Consider the following 13,250-nt stretch of genomic DNA (forward strand, 5'->3'; position numbering starts at 1 on the left):
CTCTCATCTTCGGTGTCTGGTGTCTGGTCGTCGTCGCCGTGGCTCACATGGTACCCGTACCAAGACCGGCCACAGGGGAGTTTTTCAACGGCCTGTTAGGGCTTGCAACGTGGGGTTTTTGGTTTTTCGCAGGCGCGGTCTGTGCAACACCGGATGTGCCGACCGAAGCGGATTTCTTTGGCGAGGTTCCCACCGTTCTGACGGTCAGCCGCCTGGCCCAGCCGTTGCAGGACACGCCCGGCGCGGTGACGGTGCTGGACCGCGAGTGGATCCGTCGTTCCGGGGCGCGCACCCTTGCCGAGTTGCTGCGGCTGGTGCCAGGGTATCTGGTCTCGGGCTACAACGGGGCCAATCCGGTGGCCGCCTATCATGCGCCGGTTGATGAACTGGGCACTCGCAATCTGGTGTTGATCGATGGGCGATCGGTTTACTCTTCCACTTACCTCGGGGGCACCTTGCATGGCATGTACGTGCTATCGCTGGAAGAGATCGAGCGCATCGAGGTGCTGCGAGGATCGAATTCGGCCGCTTTCGGGGCCAATGCCTTGTTCGGTGTCATCAACGTCATCACCCGCCACCCGCAAGACACGATGGGGGGAACGGTCTCACTGACCGCTGGCGAGTATGGGATCCGCGATGTGTATGTCCGGCACGGCTGGGGGGACGCGCAGGCCAGTCACCGGCTGTCGGTGGCACAGCGGCACGATCACGGCTATCGATTCGTCAACGATGATACCCGTCTCAACACCGTCAAGTGGCGCAGCGACTGGCGGCTCAGCGCCGAGCACGACCTCATGTTGGCAGCCGGGTACGCCGACAGCCGAACCGGAGATGGGGTGCCGGCGGATTTCGACAATCCTGAGCGCGATGTGCAGCGGCGTTCGGCCTACCTGCTGGCGCGCTGGGTGTTCCAACCCTCGATCGATGAGTCTTGGCAGGGCACGTTCAGTTGGAGCGAGGAGCGCGCCACCGACCGCTTCATCTATCAGCGACCGGGTTTGCAGGGCGTGGTCATCGATTTCGGCAATCAGGAGCGGCGCCTGCATGCAGAGATTCAGCACCAGTTCCGGGCGGGCCAGCACTGGCGCTGGGTCTGGGGGGTGGGCCTCAACGAAGACAGTGCCCTATCGCCGCCCCTGTTTTTCCGCGATTCGCGCCTGGCACAGCGGGATTGGCGTCTGTTTGTGAACGCCGAATGGGCGTTGGCCCCAGACTGGGTGCTCAATGCCGGCTTGTTCACCGGGCGGCACAGCCATACCGGCAGCTATGCCACGCCGCGGTTCATGATCAATCACCACATCACGCCGGACCATACGGTGCGTTTCGGACTGGCCTCTGCACAACGGGCCCCCACGCTGTTTGAGCAGTTTGCGGATGTGCGCTACTTCCGCCCCGATGGCTCTTTCCTGACACGCACTTTCGTCTCCAGCGGGCAGGTGCGCCCTGAACGACTCGTCAGTCGTGAAATCAGCTACTTGGGGCGTTTCCCTGCCCTCAACCTCGTGTGGGACGCACGCCTGTACGACGAGCGTTTCGACCGCGAGATTGACTCCTTTTCGCTGGGTGGTCTGCAGCGCGACTTCATCAATGGCCAAGGTTTTCGCACACAAGGCCTGGAATATCAGCTGCGCTGGCAACCCATGGCGGGTACCCATTTGTTGTGGAATCACAACCTGAACCGCTTTCGCTGGGACGACCCAGCCAAGGTCGGCCAGCGCACGCCGCCCCGGCAGTTCTGGACGCTGGGGTGGATGCAGGAATTGCCACACGACTGGTCATTGGCATTGTGGGCCTACGGGCGGGACGAAATGGCCTGGCGTCGCGCCAACAGTGCACTGGACGCGGATTACCGCATCGATCTTCGCATTGCCCGCGCCTTGCGCTGGGGCACGACACGTGCCGAATGGTCCTTGACGGTGCAATCGCTCAATGGCGACCGGCAGGAGTTCTTGTCCTCGCGCCCTTCGACGTTTCCGCGGCGTGCGTTCACACCTTGCATGTGGAGTTCTGAGGTGCCTCGACTGAGCCGACGTCGCTGGCTGGCTTGGCCGCTGGCGGGAGGTCTGCTCTTGGGCGGGCCCGCGGTGGGATGGGGGCAGCCCGCGCGGGTGCGGGTGTGGGCGGCTGAGCGCACAGGGGCCACGGGTGAGGTGCTGGAACACCTGGGGCGGCTGTGGGATGGGGGGCAGCCTTGGGAGGTGTCCACCGACAGCCCCACGCCTTTGCCGGCAGGGGAGGTGCGCCTGCACCTGACGCTGGGGGTTCGCCCACTGGCGGAACTGGCTGTGCAGGTGCAGCGCCAGCCCACTGCCTGGTCTGTGCCTGTGCTGGCCGCCCTATTGCCTGAGGCGGCCTATGTGGCCGTGGGACGCTCCTTGCCTGTCGGTTCTTCGGCCATCTGGCTCGATCAACCGCCCGAGCGCTTTCTGGCTCTGATTCAGCGCGTCATGCCACGCCGCCGCCGGGTTGGCGTGCTGTTGGGGCCAGCCTCGGCACCGCTCGAACCGGCGCTGGACCGAGCAGCAGCCGAACGTCAGCTGGTCCTGGTCAAGGCACGTGTGCAAGAAGAAGCCGCGAACTTGTTCCCGTTGCTGCGCAACGTGCTGTCCGAATCCGAAGTGTTGTTGGCCTTGCCCGATCCGATGATTTACAACGCGGCCACTTTGCAAAACATCTTGATCGCCACCTATCGGCAGCGTATTCCGATGGTCAGCTATGCCGAATCCCACGTCCGGGCTGGTGCCACTTTCAGTCTGCACACCACCCCGCTGCAGGTGGCTCGCCAGGTGGCCGCTGCCGTTCAGGGGTGGTGGGCGCAAGGCCAGTTGCCAGCGCCCGCCCGCGCAGCCAGCGGCGCGGTCGCAGTCAACGATCAGGTGGCCAGATCCCTGGGCCTTGATGTGCCCGATGTCGAGGCCCTGCAGCGGGCCCTGGCAGGAGAGATCCGATGAAACGTTTGCCGCAGGCGCTGGGCATACGGGCACGGCTGTGGTTGGCAGCGGCCCTGCCGGCCGTGCTGGTCACGCTCGCCTTGCTCTGGCTGTTCATGGACCGTCATGAGCGTAACTTGGCTGAAGCGGTCGCGGACCGGGTCCGCGCCAATGCCCTGCAGATGGCCAGTGCAGCTGAGTTCGGCCTGTTCGTGGGAGATCGCCAGAACCTGCAGCGGCAGGTCAATCAGCTGTTCGAGTCCGCGCCCGAACTGTTGGGGGTGGCGGTGATCCCGGCCGATGGCCAGTACCGGGTCGTGGCCGGGAAATTGCCGGCCCAACTGCCGCCCTTCAGCGACGAGGTGATCACCGAATTCGGGGATGTGTTGACCGTTTCCGTGCCCGTGCATTACACGGCCATCCAGATGGACGACCCCTTTGCCCTGACGCCTGCTTTGCGTGCTGGCATGGCGCCAAGGGGCTTGGCCGGGCAGGTGGTGGTGATCTATGACCTGGACAAATTGCGCGGGCAGCGGCGGGACCTCCTGATCTGGGCCGTGCTGGTCACTGCGGGCGCATTGGGGCTGGCCTCGATCCTGTCTGCCTTGATGGCGTCCAGCGTCACTCGGCCCATGGCGAGCGTGTCCAAAGTGGTCGAGCAGATCGGGTTGGGTCATCTGCACGAGCGTGCCGACGTGGAGGCGGCGGGGCCTCTGGCCTCCTTGTCCCGGGGCATCAATGCCATGGCCTCGCGGATAGCGATGACACAGGAAGACCTACGCCAGCAGGTGGCCGCTGCCACCCGGGAACTGCGCCTGCAGAAAGAAGCCGCTGAGCAAGCTGCCCGCATCGATGCATTGACGGGCGTGGCCAGCCGTCGCGCATTCACGGAACGCGCTGAGCTGGAGATTCAGCGTGCGCTGCGATACAGCCAGCCCCTGTCGGTGGTGATGGTGGACTTGGACCGCTTCAAGCGTGTCAACGACACCTATGGCCATGCCGTGGGTGATGCGGTACTGGTGAGTTTTGCCCAGGCGCTGATGCACGAGGTGCGGGAAGTGGACATGGTGGGGCGGCTGGGGGGCGAAGAATTTGCCGTCCTGCTGCCGGGGATTGAGGGGCAGGAGGCGGTCCGGGTGGCCGAACGCATGCGGCAAGCGGTGGAGGCGCGGGCGTTGACCGTAGGCGGGCAGGCATTGCATTTCACCGCCAGTTTCGGGGTGGCGGACTTCGATGGGGTGGACGTGAATCTGCCCGGCTTGCTGGCGCGTGCCGACAGCGCCCTCTATCAGGCCAAGCACACCGGACGCAACCGCGTGGTGTACGCCGACGACACCCTGCCCGCGTTCGAGGATACCCGGCCGGCCTGACGCCGCTCCTGCGGTTCAGGAGGTTCAACCCAGACGGGCGCGGTGGCGCTCGATCTGCGCCTGCACCTGGGCCGGCGCGGTGCCGCCCAGGGTGTTGCGGGCCTGCAGCGAGCCGCGCAGGCTCAGCACGTCGTACACGTCTTTCTCGATCAGGGGGTGGAAGCCCTGCAGCACCGCCAGCGGCAGCTCCGACAGGTCGCAGGCATGGCTGGTGGCGGCCTTGACGGCGTGGGCCACCGTCTCGTGCGCGTCGCGGAACGGCACACCCTTCTTGACCAGGTAGTCGGCCAGGTCGGTGGCGGTGGCGTAGCCGCGCCGCGCCGCGGCCTCCATCGCCTCGCGGTTTACCGTCAGGCCCCCCGAGCGCTGCCCGGTGGCCGGGTCGCGCTCGCCGCCGATCATGTCGGTGAAGATGCGCAGCGTGTCCTTGAGCGTGTCCGCCGTGTCGAACAGCGGCTCCTTGTCTTCCTGGTTGTCTTTGTTGTAGGCCAGCGGCTGGCCCTTCATCAGCGTCAGCAGCCCCATCAGGTGGCCGACGACGCGGCCGGTCTTGCCGCGCGCCAGCTCCGGCACGTCGGGGTTCTTCTTTTGCGGCATGATGGAGCTGCCGGTGGTGAAGCGGTCGGCGATGCGGATGAAGCCGAAGTTCTGGCTCATCCACAGGATCAGCTCCTCGCTCAGGCGGCTGACGTGCACCATGATCAGCGCGGCAGCGGCGCTGAATTCGATGGCGAAGTCGCGGTCGCTGACCGCATCCAGGCTGTTGAGGCACAGCTGCGGCTCGCCGCGCTCATCGACCATGCCGAGCGTGCGCGCCACGCGCGCGCGGTCCAGCGGGTAGGTGGTGCCGGCCAGCGCCGCGCTGCCCAGCGGCAGGCGGTTGGTGCGGCGGCGCACGTCGGCCAGCCGCTCCTCGTCGCGCGCGAACATTTCCACATACGCCAGCAGGTGGTGCGCGAAGCTGACCGGCTGCGCCACCTGCAGGTGCGTGAAGCCCGGCAGGATCACGTCCACGTGCCGCGCGGCCACCTCCACCAGCGCCGTCTGCAGCTCGCGCAGCAGGGCGGCGATGGCGTCGATCTCGTCGCGCAGCCACAGGCGCACGTCGGTGGCGACCTGGTCGTTGCGGCTGCGGCCGGTGTGCAGCCGCTTGCCGGCGTCGCCGACCAGCTGCGTCAGCCGCGCCTCGATGTTGAGGTGCACGTCCTCCAGATCGAGTTTCCACTCGAACTGGCCGGACTCGATCTCCGCGCGAATCTGCGCCATGCCGCGCTGGATGTCGGCCCAGTCCTGCGCGCTGATGATGCCCTGCGCCGCGAGCATCTCGGCGTGCGCCAGACTGCCCTGGATGTCGGCCTGCCACAGTCGCTGGTCGAAGAAGACGCTGGCGGTGTAGCGCTTGACCAGCTCGCTCATCGGCTCGGAAAACAGGGCGGACCAGGCTTGGGATTTGGTGTCGAGTTGGTTCGATGACATGGGAGCGGGCGCGACAGCGACGCGAAAATTTGGAAGAATGCCAAAAGGCGCCACATTTTACGTGGCCGCCTTCTGGAAGGCGGGAGTGAAGACGATGCGGATTCTGCTGGTGGATGACGAGCCCTTGGCCCGGGCCCGGCTGCGCAGTCTGCTGGACGAATGCGACTGGCCCGCGCCGGCCCGTCCTCAGGTGGAGGAGGCCGCGCACGCCGTGCAGGCCATGGAGCGCTTGCAGCACGGGCACTGGGATGTGCTGCTGCTGGATATCCACATGCCGGGTGTGGATGGCCTGAGCCTGGCCCGCCTGCTGCGCCAACACGACGATCCGCCTGCCGTGGTGTTCGTGACGGCGCATGCCGAGCACGCCCTGGAGGCCTTCGACGTGGAGGCGGTGGACTATCTCACCAAGCCGGTGCGCCGCGAGCGCTTGCAGCAGGCGCTGGAAAAAGTGGCGCGGCGCCGCTTGCCGCCCGCTGCGGATGCGGCACCCACCCCAGCGCCCGACTTTCTGCTGATCCACGACCGTGGCCGCACCGAGCGCGTCCCGCTGGATGCCATCATTTACCTCAAGGCCGAACTCAAGTACGTGACCGTGCGCACGCGTGAGCGCACCTACATCTACGACGGCTCTTTGCACGAGCTGGAGCAGGCGCACCCCCAACGTTGGCTGCGCATCCACCGCAACGCACTGGTGGCGCGCCGCTGCATCCGCTCCCTGGAAAAAGGGCATGACGCGGGTGACGATCCGGAAGGCTGGCGCTTGCGGCTCGACGGCGTGGAAGAGGCGCTGGCCGTCTCGCGCCGGCAACTGCCCCTGGTGCGTGAGGCGCTGGCCGGGGGGGCATGCTAGCATCAATGGTTTTCTCGATCGATGCGTCGCCGCTGGCGGCGCTCTGCCCATCGCATGTCTGAACCGTCTACGCGCCTCTTCCAGCCCCCCCTGACCATCGCCACCCGCGAAAGCCGCCTGGCCCTCTGGCAGGCCGAGCACGTGAAGGCGTTGCTGCAGGCACGGGGGCATGCCGTGAGCCTGCTGGGCATGACCACCCGGGGCGATCAAATCCTGGACCGCACCCTCAGCAAGGTGGGCGGCAAAGGGTTGTTCGTCAAGGAACTGGAGGTGGCGCTGGAGGAAGGCCGCGCCGATCTGGCGGTTCATTCGCTCAAAGACGTGCCGATGGAACTGCCCCCCGGCTTCGTGCTGGCGTGCGTGATGCCGCGTGAAGATCCACGGGACGCCTGGGTGTCGCCCCGTTGCGCCGACCTGGCGGCGTTGCCGCCCGAGGCGGTGGTGGGCACGTCCAGCCTGCGCCGCATGGTGCTGCTGCGTGAGGCGCTGGACCGGCTGGACCGCCAGGATGTGCGCATTGAGCCTTTGCGCGGCAACCTCGATACCCGCCTGCGCAAGCTCGACGAAGGCCAGTATCACGCCATCGTGCTGGCGGCCGCCGGGCTCAAGCGCCTAAAGCTGGAGGGGCGCATCCGCAAAATCTTTTCGCCCCAGGAAATGCTGCCGGCTGCCGGGCAAGGCGCCTTGGGCATCGAGGTGCGCGCCGAGCGGGCCGAGGTGATCGAAGCCTTGGCGCCGCTGGCCGACCGGGCCACCTGGTGGGCCGTGGCGGCCGAGCGCGCTGTCTCGCGCGCCATGGGCGGCAGTTGCTCCATGCCATTGGCGGCGTTTGCCACCTGGGTGGAGGCGCCCGACGGTGGCAGCGGCGTCCTGCGGCTCGATGCCGCTTGGGGGCACCCCGAGGGCCGCGGGCCGGTGCTGCGGGCCGATGGGCAGGCGCCGGTGGCCTCGCTGGACGATGCGGATGCCTTGGGCACCGCCGTCGCCCACGCCTTGCAACGGGCCGGGGCCCCGGAGGGCGGCCTGTCTGCATGACGCCGACGGTCATCGTCACCCGGCCGGCCCGGGAAGCTTCTCCATGGGTGGCCGCGCTGCAGGCGGCGGGCTGGGCCGTGGCGGCTTTGCCTTTGATCGAGATCGCTGCGGCGCCCGATCCACAGGCGTTGCGTCGCGCCCAGGCTTCGGCCGGGCAGCACGACGCCTGGATGTTCGTCAGCGCGCAGGCCGTTCATGCGTTCCTCACCCCGGCCTTGGCCCGGCTGGCGCCCCGGTGCTGGGCCCCGGGGCCGGGCACGGCCAAAGCATTGCGCGAAGCGGGTGTGCCGCCCGAGCGCATCGATCAACCCGATGCGGCGGCCGAGCAGTTCGACTCCGAAGCGCTGTGGCAGGCCGTCGCGCCTCAAGTGCAGCCCGGCCATCGCCTACTGATCGTCCGAGGGCAGTCGGCCGATGGACAGACCGGTCGCGACTGGCTGTCCGCCCGTTGCCAGGCGGCAGGTGGCCAGATCGAAACCTGCATCGCCTACCGGCGCCAACCCCCGGTGTGGGACGCGGCCACCCGAGGGCGCGTGGCCACGTGGGCCATGGAAGGCGCGGTCTGGCTGCTCAGCAGCAGCGAAGCCGTCGCGCATTTGGACGCCCTGTGCCCGGGCCAGTCTTGGGGCCGTGCCCGTGCGCTCGTGACGCATCCTCGCATCGAAATGTCAGCCCGCCGCATGGGATTTGGCGAAATAATCACCACACGGCCTGCGCTTGCCGATGTGCTGCGGGCCCTTGAAACCTATCGCTGATCATGTCCGAACCGGAAAAAGACCTCGCCTCCTCTTCTGCGCCCGTGGCCTCCGGCGGTGGTGCGCCAGCGGCTGCTGATGCGCCGCCGGTTGCCGCCACCGGCGAGCCGGCGCGCCGCCCGGCCCGGTGGTTGGCTTGGGCCGTCTGGCTGGCGCTGGCGCTGGCGGTCGTGGCGCTGGCATGGACGGCCTCGGTGGCGCAGCGCCTGAGCAAGACCCAGGAGGAGATGGCCCGGCGCAGCGCCGATACCCTGGCCGAGGCCGCCGCCGCGCGCACCTTGGCCCAGCATGCCGAGTCCCTGTCCAAAGAGCTCGTTGCCCGTCTGGGCGTGGCCGAACTGCGTCTGTCGGAGGTGTCGCTGCAGCGCAGCCAACTGGAAGAGTTGATGCTGTCGGTCTCGCGCTCGCGCGACGACAGCCTGGTGCAGGATCTGGAAGCGGCGCTGCGCTTGGCTGTGCAGCAAAGCCAATTGACCGGCAGCGCCCAGCCGTTGATTTCGGCCCTCCAAGGCGCGGAGCAGCGCATCGAACGCGCCGCCCAGCCCCGCCTCAATCCGGTGCAACGCGCGATCGCGCGCGACATCGAACGCCTGCGTGCGGCCGAGTTGGCCGATGTGCCGGCTTTGGCCCTGCGGCTCGACGAACTGCTGCGCCAGGTCGATGAGTGGCCGCTGCGCAATGCGCCTTTGGTGTTGAGCGAGCCGGCCTCCACCCGCGCTGAACCGCCTGCTCCTGCAGAGGCGCCGTCACCCGCCGCTGAAGCCAAATCCACGCCCGCCGAACCCGAAGCCCCCGGCGGCATGCTGGCGCGTGGCTGGCAGCGTTTCGACGCCTGGCGCAGGGCGGCCTGGGACAGATGGTGGGCCCATGTGCGCGAGGGCACGGCCGATCTCATCCGCGTCAGCCGGATCGACCAGCCCGAAGCGGCGTTGCTGGCGCCCGAACAGTCTTTCTTCCTGCGCGAGAACCTCAAACTCACCCTGCTCAATGCCCGGCTGGCCTTGCTGGGGCGCCAGTTCGAGACCGCGCGCGCCGATGTCCGCAAAGCCAGCGAGTTGGTGCGGCGTTACTTCGATGAGCAGGCCGTCTCGACCCGGTTGGCCTTGCAAACACTCGCCCAGCTCGAAGCCGACATGCGCCAGGACACGCTGCCCCGGCCCGACGAAACCCTGGCCGCGCTGGCGGTGGCGGCCAGCGGACGCTGAAGGAAAGCGCTCCCATGAGAACCGTGTTCTGGTTTTTGTTTCTGGCCGCGCTGGCGGTGGCCCTGGCCTTGCTGGTCGGTGACAACGCCGCCACCGTCACCGTGTTTTGGCACCCCTGGCGGCTCGACATGTCGCTCAATCTGGTGCTGTTTGCCATCGTGGCCGGCTTTGCCCTCATGTACCTCACCCTGCGCGGGCTGGCGCTGCTGCGCGGGCTGCCCCAGCAGGCCCAGCGCTGGCGCGCGCACCAGCAGGAGCGGGCCGTGTATGTGTCCTTGCTCGATGCGGTGACTTACCAGCTTGCCGGCCGTTTCGTGCGGGCGCAGGCCGCTGCCCGGCACGCCCTGCAGGTGCTCGAAGGGCTGCCGGCCGACGGTGGTATGCCCCGGCGTGCCCAGTGGCTGGTGTTGGCCCGGCTGCTGCAGGCTGAAAGCGCTCAGGCCCTGGGCAACCCCGCGCAGCGCGACCAGGCCATCGAGGCCTTGGTCGCGGTCCAGGACGCTGACGCCGCCGCTGCCCGAGAAGGGGCCATGTTGCGTGCCGCGGCTTGGGCCATCAAAGGCCGTGATGCAGCCGCCGCCCGGCAATGGTTGGAGCAACTGCCACAGGGGGCTGCCCGGCGCATACAGGCCGTGCGTCTGCGCCTGAAGCTGGCCCAGCTGGAGCACAATGCCCGCGACGCCATCGACATGGTGCGCCTGCTGACCAAGCACAAGGCGTTTTCGCCGGCCGTGGCCGACAGCTTGCTCAAAGGCCTGCTCAGTGATGCCCTGCAGCAAGCCCATGATCTGGACCAGCTCAGCGCAGTGTGGCGCTCGCTCGATGCGCGTGAGCGCCAGGAGCCCCGGTTGGCCTTGCAGTTCTTACAGCGTTGGCAGGCCCTGGAGCCTGTGACCCCGCCCGACAGCGCGGTTTCGCCCGCCGATGCCGCGGACGAGGCGGGCGCCGATCCGCAAGTGACCGCCGCGCCGCTGGACAAGCCCGTGACCGAGGCTTTGGAGGCGGTCTGGCAAGGCTATGCCGGGCTGTCGGACCGGCAGCGCCGCGCCTGCTTGCTGCTGCTGGAGGCCTACCTGCCTCGGCTGGACGCCCCATGGCTGCCGCGGATCGAAGCCGCCCAGCAAGCCCAGCCCACAGACGCCGGGCTGCAATATCTGGCGGGGCAGGCCTTCATGCAGCGCCAGCTCTGGGGCAAGGCCGCCCGGTTGCTGGCGCAGGCCACTTCGGGGCTGCACGACGCGGAACTGCGGCGCCGCGCTTGGTGCTCGCTGGCCCAGTTGGCCGAGCAGCGGGGTGACGAGCAGGCCGCCCAACAGGCCTGGAAGCGCGCGGCACAGAGCTGATGGCAGGCCGTCGGGTGACGGCGCTCTTCTCAGCGGGGATTGCGCATCTTTTCCAGTCGGCGCCTGCGCTCCCAGCGCACCCGCAGCATCCACAACCCGTGGATCAGGAAATACGCCAGCACACCCGCCACCGTGGCCACGATGGCCAACCCGACGATCAGCGGTTTGCCGACTTTGCCCAACTGGTGCCACGCGTACTGGATCCGGTCCACCATGCTGAACTCACCTGCCAGTTGCTTGTCGCGCGCTTTCTTTTCAATCAGCCGCTCGATCTCGTCCGCCGTGGGTTCTTCCTCCAGCAGCACGAATTTGCCCAGCCGGTAGGCCCCGTAATAGACGGGCCCGAAAGTCACCGGGTTCGTGACCAGGGTGCTGGCCACCGCCACCGGCAAATTGGCCCGCAGAATCACGGCCATGGTGGCTGAAAACGGGATTTGTGCCACCGGGATCAGCAGCCCGAAAAACACCCCCAGCGCCAGCCCCATGGCAATGCCCTTGCGGCTCATGTGCCACAGCCGCGGGTGGTTCAGCCAAGGGCCCAGCCAGCGCAGCCAGCGGTTGCTGTGCAGGCTGTCTTTGGTGGGCAGGAGTTTTTTCAACCGTTCGAGCATGATGTCCGTCGCAGACGCTTCGCGCACGGGTATTCATGCGCAACCCTCAATTGTCGCCGATCGGTGCCTTGCCAACGGGGGACTGTGGCGCCGTAGCCGCTATGCTTGACGCCATGCAGTTGCCAGACATTTTGTTTACACAGGGCTTCGGTACGCGGCGCGTATGCCTCGGGCTGGTGCAGCAGGGGCGGGTCAGCGTCGGCGGGCCCGCTCAGGTGTGCGCCGATCCCTCGGCCGTTTTCGAGCCCGAGGGGCTGGTGTTTTACGTGGAGGGGCAGCGTTGGGAGTATCGGCATCGCGCCTATTTGATGCTGTACAAGCCCGCGGGTTTCGAGTGTTCGCAGCGGCCCAGCGCCTGGCCCAGCGTCTACACCTTATTGCCCGCGCCGTTGCGCCAGCGGCCGGGGGGCGCGGCCAGTGGCGTGCAGGCGGTCGGCCGACTCGATCAGGACACCACCGGCTTGTTGCTGCTGTCCGACGACGGCGCTTTCATCCACCGGCTGTCCTCGCCTCGGCACCATGTGCCCAAGGTGTATGAGGTGACGTGCCGACACCCGGTCAGCGAACCCCAGGTGCAGCGGTTGTTGGCCGGGGTGGTGCTGGATGACGATCCCCGGCCGGTGCGGGCCGATGCCTGCGAGGCGGTGGGCAGCCACGGTCTGCGGCTGACGCTCACGCAGGGCAAATATCACCAGGTCAAGCGCATGGTGGCGGCCGTGAGCAACCGGGTGGAGGCGCTGCACCGCAGCCGAATCGGGCCCATCACCCTGCCGGCCGATCTGGCGCCTGGGCAATGGCGCTGGCTGGAGCCGGAGCAAGTCCAGGCGCTCATGGCAAAGGGCTGAGGAAGCGGGCCAGGGCTTCGGTGAGGGCGGTGGGTTGATCCCGATGCGGGCTGTGACCGCAGTCGTCCAGCACGAGCCGCTGGGCGTGGGGCGCAGCCGCTTCGATGGCGTCGAGCTGAGCGAGCGTGCCGTATTCGTCCTGCAATCCTTGCACGAGCAGCAAAGGCGCGGTGATGGCGCGGCATTCGGGGCGAATGTCGAAAGCGCGAAATGCAGCCGACAGCCACACGTCATTCCACTGCCAGAAGGCGCAGTCCACCGCTTCATGGTGGCGCGCCAAGCGCTCGCGCAGCCCGCCGTGCAGGTAGGCCTGCCGGGCTTGTTCGATGGAGCGGATGGCAACCTCTTCCACGAACACATGGGGCGCCATCGCCACGCAGGCCGTCACCGGGTGCCGGGCGGCATGCAGCAAGGCGATGGTGGCGCCATCGGAATGGCCGATGAGCACGGGGCGCTGGACGCCCAGGGCATCGAGCAGCGCGGGCAGGGTGTGCTGGGCTTCGCGGTGCATGTAGTCCGGCCCGTGCCGGCCGCTGCCACGCACGTCGGCAATGGGCGCGGAGCGGCCATAGCCACGCCGCGCATACACCCAGCCCGCGCGTCCGGTGGCCCGGCACAACTCGGCCGGCCAGTAGCGCTGTCGCTGCCCCCACATCGACACCGATCCCAGCCCCTCGTGCAGAAAGACCAGAGGTGCCAGATCGGCGGCGCCCGGCAGGCGCAGCACCTCCAGCGCTTGGCCGTGAACCGTGACGTGGGTGCTGGCAGGCAAGTCGTCCATGTGCCGATGTTACGACGCTTGTCTTGCCAAACCTGTATCCTTGGCGTCA

The 13,250-nt window shown here is 67.7% G+C and carries 11 protein-coding genes; 8 read left to right on the top strand and 3 right to left on the bottom strand.

Going from position 1 to position 13,250, the window contains the following annotated elements; genetic code table 11:
* The first annotated feature begins 155 nt into the window (after positions 1–155).
* A complete protein-coding gene (locus DFR43_RS10045) occupies positions 156–2,951 on the top strand; it encodes a TonB-dependent receptor domain-containing protein (protein ID WP_164499729.1) in 2,796 nt (931 codons plus the stop codon).
* Positions 2,948–4,300: a GGDEF domain-containing protein gene (locus DFR43_RS10050; protein ID WP_133598244.1), complete on the top strand. Its 1,353-nt coding sequence runs from the start codon at positions 2,948–2,950 to the stop codon at positions 4,298–4,300. The genes DFR43_RS10045 and DFR43_RS10050 overlap by 4 nt, the downstream gene beginning before the upstream one ends.
* A 24-nt stretch (positions 4,301–4,324) precedes the next feature.
* Here DFR43_RS10050 and argH read toward each other — a convergent pair whose 3' ends face one another.
* The gene (gene argH, locus DFR43_RS10055; protein ID WP_133598246.1) at positions 4,325–5,776 is read right to left on the bottom strand and encodes an argininosuccinate lyase; all 1,452 of its coding nucleotides are present in this window, start codon (positions 5,774–5,776) and stop codon (positions 4,325–4,327) included.
* A gap of 94 nt (positions 5,777–5,870) precedes the next feature.
* Here argH and DFR43_RS10060 point away from each other — a divergent pair, with 94 nt between their 5' ends.
* The 5 genes from DFR43_RS10060 to DFR43_RS10080 are packed head-to-tail and all read left to right on the top strand — an operon-like array spanning position 5,871 to position 10,964.
* On the top strand, positions 5,871–6,626 hold the full coding sequence (locus DFR43_RS10060; RefSeq protein WP_133598248.1) for a LytR/AlgR family response regulator transcription factor: 756 nt from the start codon (positions 5,871–5,873) through the stop codon (positions 6,624–6,626).
* A 54-nt stretch (positions 6,627–6,680) separates the two neighbouring features.
* Positions 6,681–7,661, top strand: coding sequence for a hydroxymethylbilane synthase (gene hemC, locus DFR43_RS10065; RefSeq protein WP_133598250.1), 981 nt, complete (start codon positions 6,681–6,683; stop codon positions 7,659–7,661).
* Complete coding sequence (locus tag DFR43_RS10070; RefSeq protein ID WP_133598252.1) at positions 7,658–8,416, top strand: uroporphyrinogen-III synthase; 759 nt, start codon at positions 7,658–7,660, stop codon at positions 8,414–8,416. Before hemC ends, DFR43_RS10070 begins: the two co-directional genes overlap by 4 nt.
* Positions 8,417–8,418: 2 nt before the next feature.
* Complete coding sequence (locus DFR43_RS10075) at positions 8,419–9,621, top strand: uroporphyrinogen-III C-methyltransferase (protein ID WP_133598254.1); 1,203 nt, start codon at positions 8,419–8,421, stop codon at positions 9,619–9,621.
* Positions 9,622–9,635: 14 nt separating this feature from the next.
* Positions 9,636–10,964, top strand: a complete 1,329-nt coding sequence (locus DFR43_RS10080) for a heme biosynthesis HemY N-terminal domain-containing protein (protein ID WP_133598256.1) — start codon at positions 9,636–9,638, stop codon at positions 10,962–10,964.
* A 29-nt stretch (positions 10,965–10,993) separates the two neighbouring features.
* On the opposite strand, the gene DFR43_RS10085 is transcribed toward DFR43_RS10080, so the two are convergent.
* Positions 10,994–11,575: a DUF2062 domain-containing protein gene (locus DFR43_RS10085; RefSeq protein ID WP_133598259.1), complete on the bottom strand. Its 582-nt coding sequence runs from the start codon at positions 11,573–11,575 to the stop codon at positions 10,994–10,996.
* A gap of 113 nt (positions 11,576–11,688) precedes the next feature.
* On the opposite strand from DFR43_RS10085, the gene DFR43_RS10090 reads away from it, so the two are divergent.
* Positions 11,689–12,420 (top strand): 16S rRNA pseudouridine(516) synthase, encoded by a 732-nt coding sequence (locus DFR43_RS10090; protein WP_133598261.1) that lies wholly within the window; start codon positions 11,689–11,691, stop codon positions 12,418–12,420.
* Here DFR43_RS10090 and DFR43_RS10095 read toward each other — a convergent pair.
* Positions 12,404–13,201 carry an alpha/beta fold hydrolase gene (locus DFR43_RS10095; protein WP_133598263.1) on the bottom strand — a complete coding sequence of 266 codons (798 nt, stop codon included), beginning with the start codon at positions 13,199–13,201 and terminating at the stop codon, positions 12,404–12,406. The two genes, DFR43_RS10090 and DFR43_RS10095, sit on opposite strands and share 17 nt — an antisense overlap.
* Between the last annotated feature and the right edge of the window lie 49 nt (positions 13,202–13,250).

The organism is Tepidicella xavieri (assembly GCF_004363315.1).
In the GTDB taxonomy this organism is placed as follows: Bacteria; Pseudomonadota; Gammaproteobacteria; order Burkholderiales; family Burkholderiaceae_C; genus Tepidicella; species Tepidicella xavieri.

Excerpts from the sequence above, each read along its gene's own strand:
- DFR43_RS10070 (WP_133598252.1), top strand. The coding sequence starts at position 7,658 with ATGACGCCGACGGTCATCGTCACCCGGCCGGCCCGGGAAGCTTCTCCA.
- DFR43_RS10085 (WP_133598259.1), bottom strand. The coding sequence starts at position 11,575 with ATGCTCGAACGGTTGAAAAAACTCCTGCCCACCAAAGACAGCCTGCAC.
- DFR43_RS10090 (WP_133598261.1), top strand. The coding sequence starts at position 11,689 with ATGCAGTTGCCAGACATTTTGTTTACACAGGGCTTCGGTACGCGGCGC.
- DFR43_RS10050 (WP_133598244.1), top strand. The coding sequence starts at position 2,948 with ATGAAACGTTTGCCGCAGGCGCTGGGCATACGGGCACGGCTGTGGTTG.
- argH (WP_133598246.1), bottom strand. The coding sequence starts at position 5,776 with ATGTCATCGAACCAACTCGACACCAAATCCCAAGCCTGGTCCGCCCTG.
- DFR43_RS10095 (WP_133598263.1), bottom strand. The coding sequence starts at position 13,201 with ATGGACGACTTGCCTGCCAGCACCCACGTCACGGTTCACGGCCAAGCG.
- hemC (WP_133598250.1), top strand. The coding sequence starts at position 6,681 with ATGTCTGAACCGTCTACGCGCCTCTTCCAGCCCCCCCTGACCATCGCC.
- DFR43_RS10080 (WP_133598256.1), top strand. The coding sequence starts at position 9,636 with ATGAGAACCGTGTTCTGGTTTTTGTTTCTGGCCGCGCTGGCGGTGGCC.
- DFR43_RS10075 (WP_133598254.1), top strand. The coding sequence starts at position 8,419 with ATGTCCGAACCGGAAAAAGACCTCGCCTCCTCTTCTGCGCCCGTGGCC.
- DFR43_RS10060 (WP_133598248.1), top strand. The coding sequence starts at position 5,871 with ATGCGGATTCTGCTGGTGGATGACGAGCCCTTGGCCCGGGCCCGGCTG.